The organism is Streptomyces sp. NPDC026377, assembly GCF_055567715.1.
Window position 1 is genome coordinate 170,796 of record NZ_JBVHPV010000011.1, and the last position, 18,359, is coordinate 189,154.

Here is an 18,359-nt window from a genome sequence, read left to right on the forward strand (position 1 = left end):
CCCCGGCCCCGCCCACCCGCCCGCCCGTTCGGCGGGGTTGGTGCGCCCGGGCCTCTGGAGGTGGCCTATTCGTCGTCGGCGTCTGCGGCCCGGTGGTCGCGGTACCCGTCCCGCCCGCCCGCCCGTTCAGCCGGCGTCGGCGTCTGCGGCCCAGCTGTCGCGGCACCGGTTCCACTCGCCCGTCCGTTCGCGCGGTCGGGTTGGGGCGGCCCGGGCCTCTCGTCGTGGCTTGCCCCCGTAGGCCGGCTTGGACCTACCCGCGCACCCCGGCAACGGCGTCGGGGTGCCCCACCCCCCCGTCATCACCCGACCGCCGTCGGCGCCCCCGCCCGCCCAAGGGGCCGCCCTACTCCTCGACCCCGAACACCGGCCGCAGCGGCTTCGGCAGCATGTCGTTGCACGACAAAGAGCCCGTCTTCGTCAGGGCGTCGTCCACGCACGTGTAGTAGTCGCGGTACACGATCTGCATGGTGAACGTCGCCGCCACGATCGACAGGGACAGGATCGCCGTCACCAGGCCCGTCACCGCCGCCGTCGTCTGCGGCTTCGCGGGGGGCGCGGGCGGAGTCGGAGTCGAGGCGGGGGTCTCGGGCGGCTTCGGCTTGGCACGCAGGGAGCTGATCGCCCAGTACAGCGCCAGCGAGCCCAGCAGCAGTGCGATCTCGGGCATGTCGAACAGGGCGAAGAAGAACGCCCACATGCCCGAGAGCAGCGCGTAGCGCGCACGGCGCTGGGCCGGATCCGTGGGGTCCCAGCGCAGGGCGGGGCCCGGCGGCGGATTCTGGCCGGGGCCCGAGCCGCGCTCCGGGTCCTCCGGCCGGTTGCCGAAACCTCCCTGGCCCGGACCCGGCTGGCGGCTGCTCCACTGGCTGCCCCAGGGCGAGCCGCCTTCTGCCGGACGGCGCGGCCGCCACGGCTGGTCGGGGCGGCCCTCCGGCGGCGGTGCGAACGGGTTGTCGTCGGACGGCGCCCGGTCCCGGCCGCCGTCCTCCGGCGCCCGCCCCGGGCCCCCGCCCGTACCTGTACCCGGGCCTGTGCCGGTACCGGGGTCCGTACCTGTACCTGTACCTGTACCAGCGTCCTTACCTGCGCCCGGGTCCGTACCTGCACCACCCTCCGTACCCGTACCCCGATCGGCACCCGCCCCCGGGTCGGCACCCGCCCCCGCCCTCTCGGCTCCCCCCTCCCGCGACCGCGTCGCGGATTCCGTCGACCCCGACGAATCGGGTCCCGACGAATCGGGTCCCGATGAATCGAATCCCGACGAATCCGTCGTCGCGGGGGACTGGCGTTCTGCGAACGGCTGGTCGCGTCGGTCCGGCATCTGGTGAACGTCTTCCCCTCGGACCCCTCGCCAAGGGGGTCGCATTCGTCGAGCATTCAGGTGGAGTCGCGTCGCGTGTCCGGCCGGGCCGCCCGCCCGTGCGGGGGTCCGGCCGGACACGCGACGCGACTCCGGCCCGTGCTCATGTCCGTGCTCATGTCGTCGTCGTGGCGCGGTCCGCGGACCGCGCCTCCCCAGACGCTACCTGCCGGGCCTGCCCCCGTCCCGTGGGGGCGGTTCGGTGTGCCGGTATCGTTGCTGACGGTCGGCGCATTCGTAGGGTTCCCCGTATCGAGGGGGACGACTCGTTCGTACGACCGTACAAAGGTGCGTCGCGGGCGGAGTCCGACCGGGCGCCCGGCCCCGTCCGGCGGGGCGGACCGCACGCACCGGCACAGACCCGCCCACCACGCCTCACCCCGCACCCCGCACGCGAGAAAGGGCCCAGCCGTGGCCTCCCCGCCCCCCTCCGCCGCGCCCGCGCGCCTCGTCGTGCTGGTCTCCGGATCCGGTACGAACCTCCAAGCGCTGCTCGACGCCATCGCCGCCGACCCCGAGGGGTACGGGGCGCGGATCGTCGCGGTCGGGGCCGACCGGGGCGGCATCGTGGGGCTGGAGCGGGCCGAGAAGGCCGGTCTGCCCACTTTTGTCTGCCGGGTGAAGGACTACCCGACCCGCGACGGCTGGGACCTGGCGCTCGCCGAGGCCATCGCGGCGTACGAGCCGGACCTCGTCGTCTCCGCGGGGTTCATGAAGATCGTGGGGAAGCACTTCCTCGCCCGGTTCGGCGGGCGGACCGTCAACACCCACCCCGCCCTGCTGCCCAGTTTTCCCGGCGCCCACGGCGTCCGTGACGCTCTCGCGTACGGCGCCAAGGTCACCGGATGCACCGTCCACTTCGTCGACGACGGCGTCGACACCGGCCCGATCATCGCCCAGGGTGTGGTCGAGGTCCGGGGGGACGACACGGAGGACGCGCTCCACGAGCGCATCAAGGAAGTCGAGCGAAGGCTGCTCGTCGACGTCGTGGGGCGGCTGGCCCGCGACGGCTATCGCATTGAGGGACGAAAGGTTCTGTTGCCGTGAGTAGCAAGCGGGAGATCCGTCGCGCGCTGGTCAGCGTCTATGACAAGAGTGGGCTGGAGGAGCTGGCGCGGGGTCTGCACGCGGCCGGGGTCGAGCTCGTCTCCACCGGCTCGACGGCCGGGCGCATCGCGGCCGCCGGGGTGCCGGTCACCAAGGTGGAGGAGCTGACCGGCTTCCCCGAGTGCCTGGACGGCCGGGTCAAGACGCTGCACCCGCGCGTCCACGCCGGCATCCTCGCCGACCTGCGTCTCGACGCGCACCGCGAGCAGCTGGCGGAGCTCGGCGTCGAGCCGTTCCAGCTCGTCGTGGTCAATCTGTACCCGTTCAAGGAGACCGTCGCCTCGGGCGCCTCCGCCGACGAGTGCGTCGAGCAGATCGACATCGGCGGGCCCTCGATGGTCCGCGCCGCCGCCAAGAACCACCCGTCGGTGGCCGTGGTCACCAGCCCCGAGCGGTACGCGGACGTGCTCGCGGCCGTCGAGAGCGGCGGCTTCGACCTGGAGGCCCGCAAGCACCTGGCCGCCGAGGCGTTCCAGCACACCGCCGCGTACGACGTGGCCGTGGCCTCCTGGATGACCAATGTGTACGCGCCCGAGGAGGGCGCGGCGCTGCCCGGCTTCCTCGGCGGCACCTGGGAGCGCAAGGCCGCCCTGCGCTACGGCGAGAACCCGCACCAGGCCGCCGCGCTCTACACCGACGGGCAGCCGGGCGGCATCGCCAACGCCGAGCAGCTGCACGGCAAGGAGATGTCCTTCAACAACTACGTGGACACCGAGGCCGCCCGCCGGGCCGCCTACGACCACGACGAGCCCTGCGTCGCGATCATCAAGCACGCCAACCCGTGCGGCATCGCGGTCGACGCCGATCTGGCCACCGCCCACCGCAAGGCCCACGAGTGCGACCCGCTGTCCGCCTTCGGCGGTGTCATCGCGGTCAACCGCCCGGTGACGGTCGCCATGGCCGAGCAGGTCGCGGAGATCTTCACCGAGGTCATCGCGGCCCCGGGGTACGAGGAGGGCGCGCTGGAGGTCCTGGCGCGCAAGAAGAACATCCGCGTCCTCAAGGTCGACGGCACCCCGCACCAGCCCGGCGACCTCAAGCCGGTCTCGGGCGGCGCCGTGCTCCAGCAGACGGACGTGTTCCAGGCCGAGGGCGACGACCCGGCGAACTGGACGCTGGCCACCGGTGAGGCGCTCTCCGCGGAGGAGCTCAAGGAGCTCGCGTTCGCCTGGAAGGCGTGCCGGGCCGTGAAGTCCAACGCAATCCTGCTCGCGAAGGACGGGGCCTCGGTGGGTGTCGGGATGGGCCAGGTCAACCGGGTCGACTCCGCAAAGCTCGCGGTGGAACGGGCGGGCCAGGAGCGGGCGCGGGGCTCCTACGCCGCCTCCGACGCGTTCTTCCCGTTCCCGGACGGGCTGGAGATCCTGACCGCCGCGGGCGTGAAGGCGGTCGTGCAGCCGGGCGGTTCGGTGCGGGACGAGCTCGTCGTGGAGGCCGCGAAGAAGGCGGGCGTCACGATGTACTTCACCGGTACGCGGCACTTCTTCCACTGAGTGGCGCCGTCCCCGAGCGGCCCGAGGGCGCACATGCCGAGGGCCGCACCCCGTATGCGGAGTGCGGCCCTCGGTGCGCGTGCGTCAGTAACGCGGGCGGTTGAACCAGGCCGCGCCGTCGCGGGTCATCATGGCCGCCGCCATGATGCCGCCGAAGGCCAGCCACAGCAGGGCGATGACCAGCGCGCTGGAGCTGCCGGCGTCGGCCGCGGTGGCCAGGATGAGGATGCCGACCAGGGCGCCCAGGATGCCGTAGACCATCGTCGTGATGCGGACGCCCTGGCGACCGCGCGAGAGCCGTGCGCCGAGCGTGATCGACAGGGCGGCCAGGCCGAGGGCGACCAGGGCGATGAGGACCATGACGCCTGCGGCGGCGTGGCCGAAGTCCGAGGCGAAGTTGTCGCCGAAGGTGTCGTCCGTCTTGTCCGACGCGTCGTCCGCCACCGCGGCGAAGAACAGCCACGCCAGGCCGCTGAGCACCTGGACCGCGCCCACGATGAACAAGAGGACGCGGGCGGTCTGCATCAGGCCCGGCATCTGCGGGGGCATCACCATGCCGCCGGGGTAACCCGGGTACGCGGGCTGCTGCGGGTAGCCGTACGGCTGCTGCTGCGGAGGGCCCTGCGGGGCGGCCGGGTAGCCGTAGCCCGGCGGGCTCTGCGGCGGCGGGGGCGGCTGGCCGTAGGGGTTGTTCGGGTCGCCGAAGCTCATGGCGGGGTTCCTCCGTTGTTCCGTGCGGGGACGACGCGGCCCGAGCGGAGGAAAGATGATGTGTGAGCGGTTCGCCCCCCGGCACTGCCCGCGGTACTGCACGGATCATCGTTCTCAACGAGGCATATGTTTGTCCAGCCGGAAGCTGGATGTGTTGTGCAAGTGCAACTTGGGCGATCATCGGTCGCCCTGGAAGAATGGGAAACATGACCGCCCAGATTCTCGATGGCAAGGCCACCGCCGCAGCGATCAAGTCCGATCTGGCCGTCCGCGTGGCGGCCCTGAAGGAGAAGGGGATCCACCCCGGTCTCGGCACCGTCCTGGTCGGTGAGGACGCCGCCAGCCAGAAGTACGTGGCGGGCAAGCACCGCGACTGCGCCCAGGTGGGCATCGCCTCCATCCAGCGCGAACTGCCCGCCACCGCCACGCAGGAGGAGATCGAGGCGGTCGTCCGGGAGCTGAACGAGGACCCGGAGTGCACCGGCTACATCGTCCAACTCCCGCTGCCCAAGGGCATCGACGAGAACCGCATCCTGACGCTGATGGACCCGGCGAAGGACGCGGACGGACTGCACCCCACCAACCTCGGCCGTCTGGTGCTCAACGAGCCGGGCCCGCTGCCCTGCACGCCGTACGGGATCATCCAGCTGCTGCGCGAGCACGGCGTGGAGATCAACGGCGCCGAGGTCGTGGTGGTCGGCCGCGGGGTCACCATCGGGCGCCCGATGCCGCTGCTGCTGACCCGCCGCTCGGAGAACGCGACGGTGACGCAGTGCCACACCGGCACCCGTGACCTCGCCGCCCATCTGCGCCGCGCCGACATCATCGTGGCCGCCGCCGGGGTGCCGCACCTGGTCAAGCCCGAGGACGTCAAGCCGGGCGCGGCCGTCCTCGACGTCGGCGTCAGCCGTGACGAGAACGGCAGGATCCTGGGCGACGTGCACCCCGGCGTCGCCGAGGTGGCGGGCTGGATCTCGCCCAACCCGGGCGGCGTCGGCCCGATGACCCGCGCCCAGCTGCTGGTCAACGTCGTCGAGGCGGCGGAGCGCGGCGCGTCCGCGAGCTGACCGGAACCGGAAAGGGACCGAGGCATGGACGCCGACACGAGTACGGCAGACGGCGGCGCCGGCGGGAACGACCCCGCCGGGCCGCCGGTGAGCGGCGCCCAGCCGTCCCCCGACGGGGTGGTGGCCGCCCCCGCCCCCCGCAAACCCTCCCGGCGGTTCCCCTCGGTCACGCGGTACACCGCGCGGCCCGAGGGCGGTGGGCGGGCGGCCTCCGGGGCCTCGCCCGCGCCCGCGCGCCAGTGGCCGCTGCTGAGCGTGCTGGGGTCCACGGGGCTCGGGCTGCTGCTCGTCTCGCTCGACCTCTTCCGGGCCGGGCTGATCATCATCGGCTGTGCTCTGCTGGCGGGCGCGGCGCTGCGCTGGCTGCTGCCGTCGGTGGGGATGCTGGCGGTGCGTTCGCGCTTCACCGACATCGCCACGTACGGCTCGCTGGGCGTCCTGATCGTGCTGCTCGCCCTGGTGGCGCAGCCCAGGCCCTGGCTGGAGATCCCGTTCCTGGAGGACGCGGTCCGCTTCACCGTGCGCTGACCCGCCCGGAACGTCCCGTAAGCAGACGGAACCTCCCGTAACCAGACGGGACACCCGGTAAAACAGAACGGCGCCCGTCCTCTCCCCCGTGGGACGACGGGCGCCGTCTGTCCCCCGTGGATGTAAGAGTCATGGACGCGCCAAGGCGGCTACAAGGGAAGCCGGAGGCCTGTGGCGCGGAGGTGACCGTTCCGCAACTGTGTGCGCGTCGGGCAACAGCCTTCCCGGGCGGTGGGGGCCTTGGTGACGGCACCCTCCGCCGATGGGAGGATGGGGGCGGAACAGGGCCAAGGGTGTGCCGGGGGCGGCATCGGGCCTCGGGGGCACATCGGGCACACATGGGGGGACAAGGGGGAAGCACATGCCTCGCTGGAAGGCGCTGCCGGAGGAACTCGACCCGCAGGTGAGGGAGTTCGCCGGCCAGCTGCGCAGACTGGTCGACCGCAGCGGACTGAGCCTGGCGGCGGTCGCCGACCGCACCGGCTACAGCAAGACCTCCTGGGAGCGGTATCTGGGCGGACGGCTGCTCGCGCCCAAGGGCGCCGTCGTCGCGCTCGCCGAGGCCACCGGGGCAGATCCCCTCCATCTGACCACCATGTGGGAGCTCGCGGAGCGCGCCTGGAGCCGCGCCGAGATGCGCCACGACATGACGATGGAGCAGATCCGGATATCCCAGGCGCGTGCGGCTCTCGGTGAGTTCGGGCCGCCGCCCGGCGGCGGACCGCAGACCCCGGCCCTCCAGCGCACCGCCGAGCCGCTGCCCACCACGCCCCGCCCCTTTGGCCCCGGCGCCCCGGGGGCCGGTCCGGGCGCGGGCCCGGGCGTGCCGCCGCAGGGCCCCGGGCGGGCCCCGGGCGGAGGGGACGGGCCAGGACCGGGCCGGCGGCGGCCCGCCCTGATCGCGGCCGGTGTCGTGGGCGTCCTGCTCGTCATTGCCGCGGTCGTCCTGCTCACCGGAGTGGGGAGCGGCGGCGAGGACAAGGCCTCCCCGGCCCCCTCGGCCACCCCCACCACCGCGGCGCCCTCCCTGCCCGCGGGAGTGAAGTGCGTCCGCGACAGCTGCACCGGACAGGACCCGGAAGCGATGGGGTGCGGCGGCGCGTTCGCGAAGACGGTGGCGTCCACGAAGGTCGGCACCGCCCTGGTCCAGGTCCGCTACAGCCCGGCCTGCCAGGCCGCCTGGGCCCGTATCCAGCAGGCCGCGCCCGGCGACGAGGTGCGGATCGGTTCGGGCGCAACGGTCGGCGGGACCGGGACGGTGGACGCGGACAAGGAGGCGTACACCCCGATGCTCGCGGCCGACGGCCCCGGATCGGCCCAGGCGTGCGCGACCCTCGCCTCGGGCCGCAAGGGCTGCACCGCCGCACGGTGAACGTGCCCCGGCGGCCCGGACGGGCCACCGGGTGAGGCGTCCCACAGGGGGGCGGGGGTTCGGGAGGGCCGGGGTCGGATAGCCTGACCGCTGGATGTCTCTTCACGTCAAGATTCAGTTCGGGAGACCCGCGGGACGAGCCGCTCCCCGAGCCGGGCCTTGACGTGAGGAGACAGCCGGAACTAGGGGGCACAACCCCCACCACCTGCTGTTCTAAACGGAGATCGCCATGACCCGCACTCCCGTGAATGTCACCGTCACCGGCGCGGCCGGACAGATCGGCTACGCGCTGCTCTTCCGTATCGCCTCCGGTCACCTGCTCGGCGCGGACGTGCCGGTCAACCTCCGTCTGCTGGAGATCCCGCAGGGCCTGAAGGCCGCCGAGGGCACCGCCATGGAGCTCGACGACTGCGCCTTCCCGCTGCTGCGCGGCATCGAGATCACCGACGACCCGAACGTCGCGTTCGACGGCGCCAACGTGGCGCTGCTCGTCGGCGCCCGCCCGCGCACCAAGGGCATGGAGCGCGGTGACCTGCTCTCCGCCAACGGCGGCATCTTCAAGCCGCAGGGCAAGGCCATCAACGACAACGCCGCGGACGACATCAAGGTCCTCGTCGTCGGCAACCCGGCCAACACCAACGCCCTGATCGCCCAGGCGGCGGCCCCGGACGTCCCGGCCGAGCGCTTCACCGCGATGACCCGTCTGGACCACAACCGGGCCATCTCGCAGCTCGCGAAGAAGACCGGCGCGGCCGTCTCGGACATCAAGCGCCTGACCATCTGGGGCAACCACTCGGCCACCCAGTACCCGGACGTCTTCCACGCCGAGATCGCCGGCAAGAACGCCGCCGAGCTGGTGAACGACGAGGCGTGGCTGGCCGACACCTTCATCCCGACCGTCGCCAAGCGCGGCGCCGCGATCATCGAGGCCCGTGGCGCCTCCTCGGCCGCCTCCGCCGCCAACGCCGCCATCGACCACGTGTACACGTGGGTCAACGGCACCGCCGAGGGCGACTGGACCTCCATGGGCATCCCGTCGGACGGCTCCTACGGCGTCCCCGAGGGCCTCATCTCGTCCTTCCCGGTCACCGTGAAGAACGGCACGTACGAGATCGTCCAGGGCCTGGAGATCAACGACTTCTCGCGCGCCCGCATCGACGCCTCGATGCAGGAGCTCAAGGAAGAGCGCGACGCCGTGCGCGAGCTCGGCCTCATCTAGCACCACCCGAGCCCCGGCTCACCCACCACCCCCGTCGGCCCCACCGAGCCGGCGGGGGTGGTCTTTTTGGCGTACGACACGGACGGCGCCCCTCCTCTACGCTGTGGCCTTCCGCAGCGGGCAACTCGCCCGCGAGCGCGGGGAGTTCGCTCGCCGGGGGGAGTGTTGACGCAGACCGACCCGACGCGGCTGCCGGGCCGTCCGGGGCCCGGTGGTCCGCCCCGCCCGAGGGCGCCCGGCGCCAGCGAGGCGACCCGGCTGCTGTGCGCGGGCGCGTATCTGGACGGTTCCTTCCGGGACGCCGTCATCGACGAGCTGTACGTCCATGAGGAGCGCATCGCCGCGCCCTCGCTCGGCATCGACGCGGCGCGCGTGCTGGCGCACGCCCTGCGCGCCCGGCGCCTGGAACTCGGCTGGTCCGCCGCGATCGTGCTGCTGTGGATCGTGGCCGTCCCGCTCACCCAGTGGCTGATCCTCGCCTACCTCCCGGCATTCGCGCTGTTCACGCTGGCCGGCTGGATCCGGGGGCCGCTGGAGCGGCCGCCCCTGGTCCGCCGGATCGTCGCCTGGTACGTGCGCTGGGGTGGCTGGGGGTTCTACGGGTGGGCGCTGGCACTCCTGCTGGAACCCGCCGTCGAGGGCGGGGCGGCGGAGCTGCCCGGGCCCCTGGGCGCGGCGGGGCTGCCCGGGCCCCTGGGCGGGGGGCCCGCCGGCGACGCGCGCATCCAGGCGTGGTGCGCGCTGGTGCTGCCGCTGCTGCTGGCGTGGGCGGTCGCCATGCAGCGCGGGCAGTTCGCCAAGTCGCTCACCGAGGAGCTGTCCCGATCCCGCTTCCCGGCCCTCGCCGCCGACCCGGCCGAGGCCGCCGAGGGCGCCCGCTTCCAGCGCCTGTCCCGCCGTATCCGCGCCGAGCAGCACGCGCCGCTGGTCCTGTACCGCGTCGCCAACCCGTTCTGCGGCGCGGGGAGGCCGTACGAGCCGTGGTCCCTCTCCGTCGAACTGCGCCCGCGCGAGGACCGCGAGCCCGAGCCGCTCGACAACAGCGCCATCCTGCGCCGGATCGTCCCGCTCCTCGAAGCGCTGCGCGTTCCCTCCCCGCACGGCTCGCCGGAGCTCGCCGACGCGGTCCGCGACCGGCTGCGGGAGCTGGAGCTCGACGAGATCGTGTTCCTGCCGGTCGTCGGGCTGCCGGCCCGCGCCGACGCCCCGTACACCCCCGGCGCCTTCGAGGAGCACCGCGCGCACGCGATCGAGGAGGGCGGCGAGACCCGGCGGCACTTCCTGCGGATCCGGGTCGGCGGCTGGGGCGAGGAGATCGTCACCACGGTCTTCGTCCGGGTCCACACCCAGGGCGGGATGCTGATGCTGGAGGTCGCCCCCCATGTGCTGCGCCCGGTCAGGCGGCTGTACCAGGACGCCGACCGGGCCGCTCACCGCTACCGGCACAACAACCGCTTCGGCAAGGCCGCCTGGGCGGTGGGACACACTCCGGCCGCCGCCGGGCACGCGCTGCTCACGCTGTGGCGCGGAGCCGTCTCGCTGTGGCGGCTGGCCACCGGCGGGCACGGCGGGGCGCTGCCGGAGGGGCCGGTGCGGGCGGTGCGCGAACTCGGCTCCGACGACGACGCCTCGCTCTTCCAGGAGATGGACGTCAGCCGCTATCTGAAGTCCATCCAGGACCGGGTGGCCAACGGGGTGCGGCTCGCGCTCCAGGAGGCGGGCTGGGAGACGGACGAGTTCGTCCAGAAGATCGTGAACGTCGCCGAGGGGGCGACGTTCATCGAGACCGCGAAGGGTGCCATCGCGATCGGCGACCGCAACACGGTGATCAGCCGGACGGGCAGACGGAGAACAGGCAGAGGGAGAACGGGAGACGGCCGTGGCGACGGATGACGGGCAGGACAGGACGCGGGGCGGGATCAGCATCGGCAGTGTGGTGGGCGCGATGGCCATCGGTGACCACAACACCGTCACGCACCAGCAGGGCGGCGCGCCGGTGGACCCCGCCCAGACGGAACTGCTGCAAGCGATAAGGGAGTTGCGCGCCGACCTCGCGCGCGTGGTCGCGGGCGAGCGCGTCCGGGTGCTCGACGGCGCGGCGGCCGACGCGGAGGCCGAGATCGCCGCGGCGGGCGCCGCGGGTCCGGGGCGCCTGGCCCGGCTGCGCGGGGCGCTCGACGGCGCGGAGGGCCTCACCGGCGTCCTCGCCTCGGCCGCCGCCGTCGGCCGGGCGCTCGCCTCGCTCCTGGGCGGCTGAGCGATGAGCGCGCGGGGCGGCGGGGGCGCCTGGTGGAACGCCGAGACGCAGAGCTGGGAGCAGGGCGCGCCACCGCCCGGCCGCGACGCCACGGCCGCTCGGCCCCCGGACCCGCCCGCCTTCGGTCCGCCGTACGGGGCGCCGCCGCCCCTGCCGCCCGGTCCGCCGTACGGGGCCCCGCCGCCCCTGCCGCCCGGCCCGCCGCCCTCCGCGCCGGTCCGGCCGGTGCCGTACCACGAGGCGGAGACCGAGCGGGCGTACGAGCTGCCGCGCGATCCGGCGCACCCGCCCGCGTACGCGCCGGTGGCCCCGGGGCGTCGGCGGCAGCGGGCGGTCGTCGCCGCCGTGGCCGCCGCCGTCCTCGCGGGCGGGGCGGCCGGAGGCTGGCTGCTGTGGGGCAGGGACGGGGGCTCCGGGAGCGGGGGAGTGGCGGGATCCTCGGCCTCGGCGCCGGTGGGGGAGCCGGCGAACAGCCCGGGCGACGACCCGACGGGCACCCCCACGGACCCGCCCTCGGACGCCCCCACGACCACCCCCACCGACGGCCCGTCCGGCACGCCGGCGCCGGGATCCACGGACACCGCCACGCCCGACACCGGAACCGCGACCGGAGCGGCCGCCGCTCCCGAGGGCTACCGCCACGTGGACGACCCGCTCGGCTGGAGCGTCGCCGTCCCGGCCACCTGGACCCGTACCGAGGAGCGCGGCAGCGCCCTCTACCGCTCGCCCGACGAGCGGTATGTGCTCCAGCTGTTCCGGCTGACGGAACCCGGCATCACTCCGTACGAGGCGCTCCGCATCACCTCGGACAACCTCGGCAACCACCGCGGCTACGAGGAGATCTCGCTGCGCCGCACGACCGAGGTGACCGCCACGGACGCGGCCGAGCTGGTCTACGCGTACAACCGCACCGTCCAGACCGACCGTGTCCAGGGCATCGCCCGCTCCTTCGTCGCCGGGAACGGGGTGCCGTACACGCTGCTGGTGTACGGCCCCGACGAGGACTGGCCCGCCCAGCGCGGGGTCCTCACCACGGTGCTCGGCACGTTCGCGCCGGAGTGAGGGCGGGCCCGCGTGCCCCTTCTCCGGCTCAGCCGGCGCGCAGGTGGTCCGCGGCCTCCCGTACCGCCTTCATCGCGCGGCGGTGGAGGAGCGGGCCGAACGTGACGCGGGCGGCGCCCAGTTCGCCCAGGCGGCGCGGGGTCGGGCCGTCCGCGAGCGCCACCTGGTTGACCGGGACCGGCACGGCGGCGGCGATCTTCGGCAGATGGTCGGCGGGGGCGCCGTACGGATAGACGCAGTCGGCGCCCGCCGCCACGTAGGCGCGCGCCCGCGCGATGGTGGCGTCCAGGTCGTTCACGCCCTCGATGTAGGTGTCCACGCGCGCGTTGACGAAGAGCCCGTCCCCGGCCGCCTCGCGCACCTCCGCCAGCCAGTCGGCGTGGCGGGCCGGGTCCTTGAGGGCGCCGTCGGCGGAGTCCTCCAGGTTGCAGCCGACCGCGCCGGTCTCCAGAAGGCGCTCCACCAGCTCCTTGGGGGCGAGGCCGTAGCCGCCCTCGACGTCCGCCGAGACGGGCACGGAGACGGCCCGCACGATCCGGGCGACCGCCGCGAACATCTCGTCCCCGGGCGTGGCGCCGTCCGCGTAGCCGAGCGAGGCGGCGACCCCCGCGCTCGGCGTGGCGAGCGCCGGGAAGCCCGCCTCCTCGAAGACGCGGGCGCTGGCCGCGTCCCAGGGGCCGGGCAGGATCAGGGGGTCGCCCGTGGCGCGCCCGTGGTGCAGGGCGCGGAAGGCGGCGACGGGGGTCAGCTGTGCCATTCGGTCTCTCCGGGTGCGGTGCGCCGCGCCACCATCAGCCGGTTCCAGCTGTTGATGGCGGTGATCGCGGCGATGAGGTGGGCCAGTTCGGTCTCGTCGAAGTGCTTGGAGGCGCGTGCGTAGAGCTCGTCGGGAACGAATCCGTCGGTCAGGACCGTTATGCCTTCGGTGAGGGCGAGGGCCGCACGCTCGCGCTCGCTGAAGCGGTCGCCCGCCTCGTGCCAGGCCGCGACGAGATCGAGCCGTCCCTCGGTCTCGCCGTGCTCGCGCGCGAGGTCGAGATGCATGTCGAGGCAGAAGGCGCAGTGGTTCAGCTGCGAGGCACGGACCATGACCAGCTCCGTCAGGGTCGGGTCGAGCGCCTTCTTGGCGGCCGCGCTCACCGCCGCCAGGGCCCGGTAGACCTCCTGCGGGACCTGCCAGGCCCGGGCGGTCACTTGTACATCCCGGGGGTGTAGTGGCCCGGCACCATCCGGGTGGTGACGCCGAAGCGGTTCCAGGCGTTGATCACCGTGATCGCGGCGATCAGATGGCCCAGCTCCGTCGCGTCGAACTGCGCGGCCGCCCTCGCGTACACCTCGTCCGGCACGAACCCGTCGGTGAGGACCGTGATCGCCTCGGTCAGCTCGATCGCCGCGAGCTCCCTGGCGGTGTAGAAGTGCTGGGACTCCTCCCAGGCGCTGAGCTGCACGATCCGCTCGACCGACTCGCCCGCCGCGAGGGCGTCCTTGGTGTGCATGTCGAGGCAGAAGGCGCAGTGGTTGAGCTGCGAGGCGCGGATCTTCACCAGTTCGTGGATCACCGGGTCCACCCCGCGCCCGGCCGCCGCGTCCAGCTTCACCATGGCCTTGTAGACCTCGGGGGCGGCCTTCGCCCAGTGCAGCCGGGGAGTGTGCTCGGCGGCGTAGGAGCCGCTCTCGCCCTGGTCGTTCCCGCTCACGCCGTCCCCCGTGATTCCCGTGTTCTCGTCCGTCGCCGTCATACGGATGACGGTACGCGGCACATGTCACACGGGTATGGTCCATTTTCATGGCGGAATCCTGGGCCACTTCCTCCGGAACTCTGGCCGAAGTCTTCGGTGTCGACTTCCATGTGGAGGTGGGCGCGGGCGGGTTGCGCGCCGGGCTCATGGACGCGCTGCGCGAGGCGGTGCGCGGCGGCAGGCTCGCGCCCGGCGCCCGGCTGCCCTCGTCGCGCTCCCTCGCGGCGGACCTGGGCATCGCACGCAACACGGTGGCCGACGCGTACGCCGAACTCGTCGCCGAGGGCTGGCTCACCGCACGCCAGGGCTCGGGGACCCGGGTCGCCCAGCGGACCGCGCCGCGCCGCCCGCAGCCGTCCGGGCCGCGCCACCCGGCGCGCCGCAGCCCCGCGTACAGCCTGATCGCCGGCAGCCCCGACCTGGCGTCCTTCCCGCGCGCCGAGTGGCTGAAGGCCTCCCGGCGGGCGCTGACGGCCGCGCCGCACGAAGCCTTCGGCTACGGCGACCCGCGCGGGCGCATCGAGCTGCGCACGGTCCTCGCCGAGTATCTGGCGCGGGCGCGCGGCGTCCACGCGGCCCCCGAGCGGATCGTCGTCTGCGCGGGCTTCGTGCACGGTCTGATGCTGCTGGGCCGGGTGCTGCGGGCGCGCCGGGTCCGTGAGATCGGCGTCGAGTCGTACGGGCTCGATGTCCACCGGGACCTGCTGGCGCGGGCGGGCCTGCGCACCCCGCCGCTGCCCTTCGACGAACACGGCACGCTGACGCAGGAGTTGGGAGCGGGGAGGGGGCTGGGGGCGGTGCTGCTGACGCCCGCGCACCAGTTCCCGGTCGGGGTCGCGCTCCCACCGGACCGGCGCGCCGCGGTCGTCGACTGGGCGCGGGCGGTGGACGGGCTGATCCTGGAGGACGACTACGACGGCGAGTTCCGCTACGACCGCCAGCCCGTCGGGGCGTTGCAGGGCCTCGACCCCGACCACGTCGTCTACCTGGGCACGGCCAGCAAGTCGCTCGCGCCCGGGCTGCGGCTGGCCTGGATGGTGCTGCCGGAGCGGCTGGCGGGGGAGGTGGCGGAGGCGAAGGGGGACGTGGACTGGTCGTGCGGCGCGCTCGACCAGCTGACGCTGGCGGAGTTCATCGCGTCCGGGGCGTACGACCGCCATGTGCGGGGGATGCGGCTGCGCTACCGGCGCCGGCGCGACCAGCTGGTGGCCGCGCTGGCGGCGCGGGCGCCGGAGGTGCGGGTGAGCGGGATCGCTGCGGGGCTGCACGCGGTGCTGGAGCTGCCGCCCGGCACCGAGCGCGCGGTGATCCAGGCCGCGGCCTGGCAGGGCCTGGCCCTCCAGGGCCTCTCGGCCTTCCGCCACCCGGCGACGCCGCCGTCACGGGACGCGCTGGTGGTGGGGTATGGGGCGCCGCCGGACTGGGGGTGGGCGGGGGCGCTGGACGCGCTGTGCAGGGTGTTGCCGTAGGGGCGGTGCTGGTGCGCGGCCCGTCTGTGCCGTGTCGCGCGGTTCCCCCGCGCCCCTGCTGGGCCGAGGGTTCGTCTGCGGGCCGTCTGTGGCTGGTCGCGCAGTTCCCCGCCCCCCTTGGGGGCCCGGTGTTTGTCTGCGGGCCGGTGGTGGGTTGCTCGCGCAGTTCCCCGCGCCCCTCGGGTACTTCGGGATGTCGCAGCTTCAGTTCCTCGGGCGGGAGGGGTCCGGGCCGTAGGCCCAGCCTTTCAGGGGCGCGGGGAACCGCGCGAGCAACCGCGCGAGCAGCCCCCACCCACCCGCACGTCGACGTGAAACCCTGCTGCGCGCGGCCGGGGGGCGGGGCACAGCCCCGAGAAGCCGCCTACACCTCACCCCGAGACGCCCCCGGCGCCTCCCCGAACCGCCCCAGCACCAGCGCCCCCGCAACCCCCACCCCAAACCCCACCACCGCCAACCACCCCAACCCCGCCCGCGTACGATCCCCCAGCCACCCCACCCCCACCAGCGCCGGCCCGACCGTCTCGCCCAGGACCATCCCCGCTGTCGCCGTCGTCACCGAACCCCGCTGGAGCGCCGACGTCAGCAGCAGGAACGCCGCGCCCCCGCCCAGCAGCAGCGCGTACAGCGCGGGTTCGGCGAGGTCGAAGGAGTCGATGAGCCGGACCGCCACCTCCACCACCCCGAACCCGAAGCCCGCCCCGAGCCCCAGCACCAGCGCCCGGGCCCGTCCGGGCAGGCGCCCGGCGACCGCCCCGGCCAGCAGGATCGCGACCGCGACCGCGAGCAGCGCCCAGGGCAGCGCGGCGGGTCCGCGCTCATGGCCCTCCTCGCCGGACGCGAGCCCCAGCATCGCCAGCCCGGCGCAGACGACCCCGACCGCAGCCCACTCCGTCCCGGACAGCCGCACCGCAAGCACCCGCGCCGCGACCACCGCCGTCACCGCCAGCGACGCGGCCAGCGCCGCCCCGACCGCGTAGATCGGGACGGCCCGCAGTGCCACGATCTGGAGGACGAAGCCGAGCCCGTCCAGCGCGAGCCCGGCCAGGTAGCGCCACTGCCGCACGGCCCGCAGCAGCAGCGCGGGATCGACCCCCGTCCCCCCGGAACCGGCCCCGGACCCCGCGCCCGGCCCCGACGCCGCCCGCGCCGCGACGGCCTGCAGAACGGTCGCGGTGCCGTAGCAGACCGCCGATCCCAGCGCACAGATCATCCCAAAGAGCACAGACGGACTGTAATGGAAGGGAGTTCAGGGGGCAGGAGCCAACGGATTCCTCGTCCCGGATCACCGGGAACTAGGGTGTGGCCGGTTCACGTCCAAGACATCGGTTCATGTCCCAGACAGTCCAAGACATGGGTTCGTGTCCCAGAGATACGTACGGTTCGCGAGGGGGAGGTCCGCACATGCGCAGATTCCGGTCCACGACGGTGGTGCTCGGCGGCATGGGAGTGCTCGCCGCCACGCTGGCGGCGTGCTCCCACGAGCCTGACCGCCGCTGCGTCGACCCCGTCACGCACAAGGAACTCCCCAAGTACGAGTGCAAGAGTGGCGGCCACGGCTCGTACTACTACGGCGGCCACGTCCGCAACGGCACGGTCTATGGCGGCTCCTTCCGCTCAAAGTCGGACTCCTCCGGCTCCTCCGGTTCCTCGGGATCCTCCACGGCCGGCTCCTCCGGCGGTGTCGACCGGGGCGGGATAGGCGGCCACTCCGGCACGGGCGGCGGCTGACGGATGCAGCGGCACCGCATCGACCCGCGCCCCGGCTGGCAGCAGACCGTCGAGGCCCAGGGGCTGATCTACCCCCTCACCCGCCACCCGGACGGCTCGCTCCGCCCGTACTGGGACGAGAGCGCGTACTACTCCTTCACCCTCCCCGAGGTCGAGGCGCTGGAGGAGGTCGTCGAGGAGCTGCACGCCATGTGCCTGGCGGCGGCCGCGCACATCGTCGAGCAGAATCGTTTCTCCGATCTTGGGATCACCCACCCGCCGCTCGTCGCCCGGGTCGCCGAGTCCTGGCACCGCCGCGCCGAACTGCCCTCGGTCTACGGCCGTTTCGACCTGCGTTACGACGGCACGGGCCCGGCGAAGATGCTGGAGTACAACGCCGACACCCCCACCTCGCTCGTCGAGGCCGCGAGCCCGCAGTGGTTCTGGATGGAGGAGCGCTTCCCCGGCGCCGACCAGTGGAACTCGCTCCACGAACGGCTGGTCGCCGCCTGGAAGCGGCAGGCCCCGCTCCTTCCGCCCGGCCCGCTCCACTTCGCCCACTCGGACGACGACGAGCTCGGCGAGGACCTGATGACCGTGGCGTATCTGCGCGAGACCGCCGAACAGGCGGGCATCGAGACGCGGGCGCTGTCGGTGGAGCGGATCGGCTGGGACAGCCTGACCGGCCGTTTCGTCGACGAGAGCCTCCGCTTCATCCGCAGCTGCTTCAAGCTCTACCCGTGGGAGTGGCTGACGACGGACCGGTTCGCCCCGCACGTCCTCGAGACCCTGGACAACGGCGGCGGCACCGGCAGCACCTGCTGGATCGAGCCCGCCTGGAAGATGCTGCTCTCCAACAAGGCGCTGCTCGCGATCCTGTGGGAGCTCTACCCCGGCCACCCGAACCTGCTCCCCGCCTATCTGGACGGGCCGCGCGAGCTGGCCCGCACCGGCGGTTACGTCTCCAAGCCGCTGCTCGGCCGGGAGGGCGCCGGGGTCGAGATCCACCACCCCGGCGCGCCACCCGTCGCGCGCGCCGAACCCGTCTGCTACCAGGCCCTCGCCCCGCTCCCCGACTTCGACGGCAACCGGGTCGTCCTGGGCGCCTGGGTCGTCGAGGACGAGGCGGCGGGCCTGGGCATCCGCGAGTCGGCGGGCCCGGTCACGGACGAGTACGCGCGGTTCGTCCCGCATCTGATCCGCTAGCGGGTCCGGCGGGTCCGGCGGGTCCGGCGTGTCCGGCGGGTCCGGGGCGGCTCCGG

Annotated in this window: 18 protein-coding genes; 12 read left to right on the forward strand and 6 right to left on the reverse strand. The window is 73.8% G+C overall.

Annotated elements, in window-relative coordinates; all coding sequences use genetic code 11:
* Positions 1-346: 346 nt before the first annotated feature.
* Positions 347-700, reverse strand: a complete 354-nt coding sequence (locus ACZ4MU_RS23190; RefSeq protein WP_467879629.1) for a hypothetical protein — start codon at positions 698-700, stop codon at positions 347-349.
* A 1,074-nt stretch (positions 701-1,774) separates the two neighbouring features.
* Here ACZ4MU_RS23190 and purN point away from each other — a divergent pair.
* Together purN and purH are read left to right on the forward strand one after the other, a co-directional pair.
* Positions 1,775-2,410 carry a phosphoribosylglycinamide formyltransferase gene (purN, locus tag ACZ4MU_RS23195; RefSeq protein WP_467879631.1) on the forward strand — a complete coding sequence of 212 codons (636 nt, stop codon included), beginning with the start codon at positions 1,775-1,777 and terminating at the stop codon, positions 2,408-2,410.
* Complete coding sequence (gene purH, locus ACZ4MU_RS23200; RefSeq protein ID WP_467879634.1) at positions 2,407-3,963, forward strand: bifunctional phosphoribosylaminoimidazolecarboxamide formyltransferase/IMP cyclohydrolase; 1,557 nt, start codon at positions 2,407-2,409, stop codon at positions 3,961-3,963. Before purN ends, purH begins: the two co-directional genes overlap by 4 nt.
* An 84-nt stretch (positions 3,964-4,047) precedes the next feature.
* Here the strand turns inward: purH and ACZ4MU_RS23205 are convergent, their stop codons facing one another.
* Entirely contained in the window at positions 4,048-4,674 is a 627-nt protein-coding gene (locus ACZ4MU_RS23205; RefSeq protein WP_467879636.1) for a hypothetical protein, read from the reverse strand.
* 206 nt (positions 4,675-4,880) lie between these two features.
* Between ACZ4MU_RS23205 and ACZ4MU_RS23210 the strand changes: the two genes are divergently transcribed.
* The 7 genes from ACZ4MU_RS23210 to ACZ4MU_RS23240 all read left to right on the forward strand — a co-directional run bounded on the left by ACZ4MU_RS23210 (position 4,881) and on the right by ACZ4MU_RS23240 (position 12,179).
* Complete coding sequence (locus tag ACZ4MU_RS23210) at positions 4,881-5,741, forward strand: bifunctional methylenetetrahydrofolate dehydrogenase/methenyltetrahydrofolate cyclohydrolase (protein ID WP_467879639.1); 861 nt, start codon at positions 4,881-4,883, stop codon at positions 5,739-5,741.
* 24 nt (positions 5,742-5,765) lie between these two features.
* A complete protein-coding gene (locus ACZ4MU_RS23215; RefSeq protein WP_467879641.1) occupies positions 5,766-6,269 on the forward strand; it encodes a DUF3017 domain-containing protein in 504 nt (167 codons plus the stop codon).
* A gap of 361 nt (positions 6,270-6,630) precedes the next feature.
* On the forward strand, positions 6,631-7,641 hold the full coding sequence (locus tag ACZ4MU_RS23220) for a helix-turn-helix domain-containing protein (RefSeq protein WP_467879643.1): 1,011 nt from the start codon (positions 6,631-6,633) through the stop codon (positions 7,639-7,641).
* A 229-nt stretch (positions 7,642-7,870) separates the two neighbouring features.
* Complete coding sequence (locus tag ACZ4MU_RS23225; protein WP_467879645.1) at positions 7,871-8,860, forward strand: malate dehydrogenase; 990 nt, start codon at positions 7,871-7,873, stop codon at positions 8,858-8,860.
* Positions 8,861-9,025: 165 nt separating this feature from the next.
* Complete coding sequence (locus ACZ4MU_RS23230) at positions 9,026-10,753, forward strand: hypothetical protein (protein ID WP_467879648.1); 1,728 nt, start codon at positions 9,026-9,028, stop codon at positions 10,751-10,753.
* Positions 10,740-11,117: a hypothetical protein gene (locus tag ACZ4MU_RS23235; RefSeq protein WP_467879651.1), complete on the forward strand. Its 378-nt coding sequence runs from the start codon at positions 10,740-10,742 to the stop codon at positions 11,115-11,117. Before ACZ4MU_RS23230 ends, ACZ4MU_RS23235 begins: the two co-directional genes overlap by 14 nt.
* 3 nt (positions 11,118-11,120) lie before the next feature.
* Positions 11,121-12,179 (forward strand): hypothetical protein, encoded by a 1,059-nt coding sequence (locus ACZ4MU_RS23240; RefSeq protein WP_467879654.1) that lies wholly within the window; start codon positions 11,121-11,123, stop codon positions 12,177-12,179.
* A gap of 28 nt (positions 12,180-12,207) precedes the next feature.
* Here the strand turns inward: ACZ4MU_RS23240 and ACZ4MU_RS23245 are convergent, their stop codons facing one another.
* From ACZ4MU_RS23245 to ACZ4MU_RS23255, 3 genes are read right to left on the reverse strand one after another with little or no spacing between them, the layout of a single operon-like run.
* Positions 12,208-12,927: an isocitrate lyase/PEP mutase family protein gene (locus ACZ4MU_RS23245; RefSeq protein ID WP_467879851.1), complete on the reverse strand. Its 720-nt coding sequence runs from the start codon at positions 12,925-12,927 to the stop codon at positions 12,208-12,210.
* Positions 12,924-13,373: a carboxymuconolactone decarboxylase family protein gene (locus ACZ4MU_RS23250; protein ID WP_467879657.1), complete on the reverse strand. Its 450-nt coding sequence runs from the start codon at positions 13,371-13,373 to the stop codon at positions 12,924-12,926. Before ACZ4MU_RS23250 ends, ACZ4MU_RS23245 begins: the two co-directional genes overlap by 4 nt.
* Positions 13,370-13,918 carry a carboxymuconolactone decarboxylase family protein gene (locus tag ACZ4MU_RS23255; protein ID WP_467879661.1) on the reverse strand — a complete coding sequence of 183 codons (549 nt, stop codon included), beginning with the start codon at positions 13,916-13,918 and terminating at the stop codon, positions 13,370-13,372. Before ACZ4MU_RS23255 ends, ACZ4MU_RS23250 begins: the two co-directional genes overlap by 4 nt.
* A gap of 47 nt (positions 13,919-13,965) precedes the next feature.
* Between ACZ4MU_RS23255 and pdxR the strand changes: the two genes are divergently transcribed.
* A complete protein-coding gene (pdxR, locus tag ACZ4MU_RS23260; protein ID WP_467879664.1) occupies positions 13,966-15,387 on the forward strand; it encodes a MocR-like pyridoxine biosynthesis transcription factor PdxR in 1,422 nt (473 codons plus the stop codon).
* Between the two features lie 364 nt (positions 15,388-15,751).
* Here the strand turns inward: pdxR and ACZ4MU_RS23265 are convergent, their stop codons facing one another.
* Complete coding sequence (locus ACZ4MU_RS23265; protein WP_467879854.1) at positions 15,752-16,600, reverse strand: hypothetical protein; 849 nt, start codon at positions 16,598-16,600, stop codon at positions 15,752-15,754.
* 191 nt (positions 16,601-16,791) lie between these two features.
* On the opposite strand from ACZ4MU_RS23265, the gene ACZ4MU_RS23270 reads away from it, so the two are divergent.
* Complete coding sequence (locus tag ACZ4MU_RS23270) at positions 16,792-17,118, forward strand: hypothetical protein (protein WP_467879667.1); 327 nt, start codon at positions 16,792-16,794, stop codon at positions 17,116-17,118.
* Between the two features lie 3 nt (positions 17,119-17,121).
* Positions 17,122-18,303 (forward strand): glutathionylspermidine synthase family protein, encoded by a 1,182-nt coding sequence (locus ACZ4MU_RS23275; RefSeq protein WP_467879668.1) that lies wholly within the window; start codon positions 17,122-17,124, stop codon positions 18,301-18,303.
* The last annotated feature ends 56 nt before the right edge of the window (positions 18,304-18,359 follow it).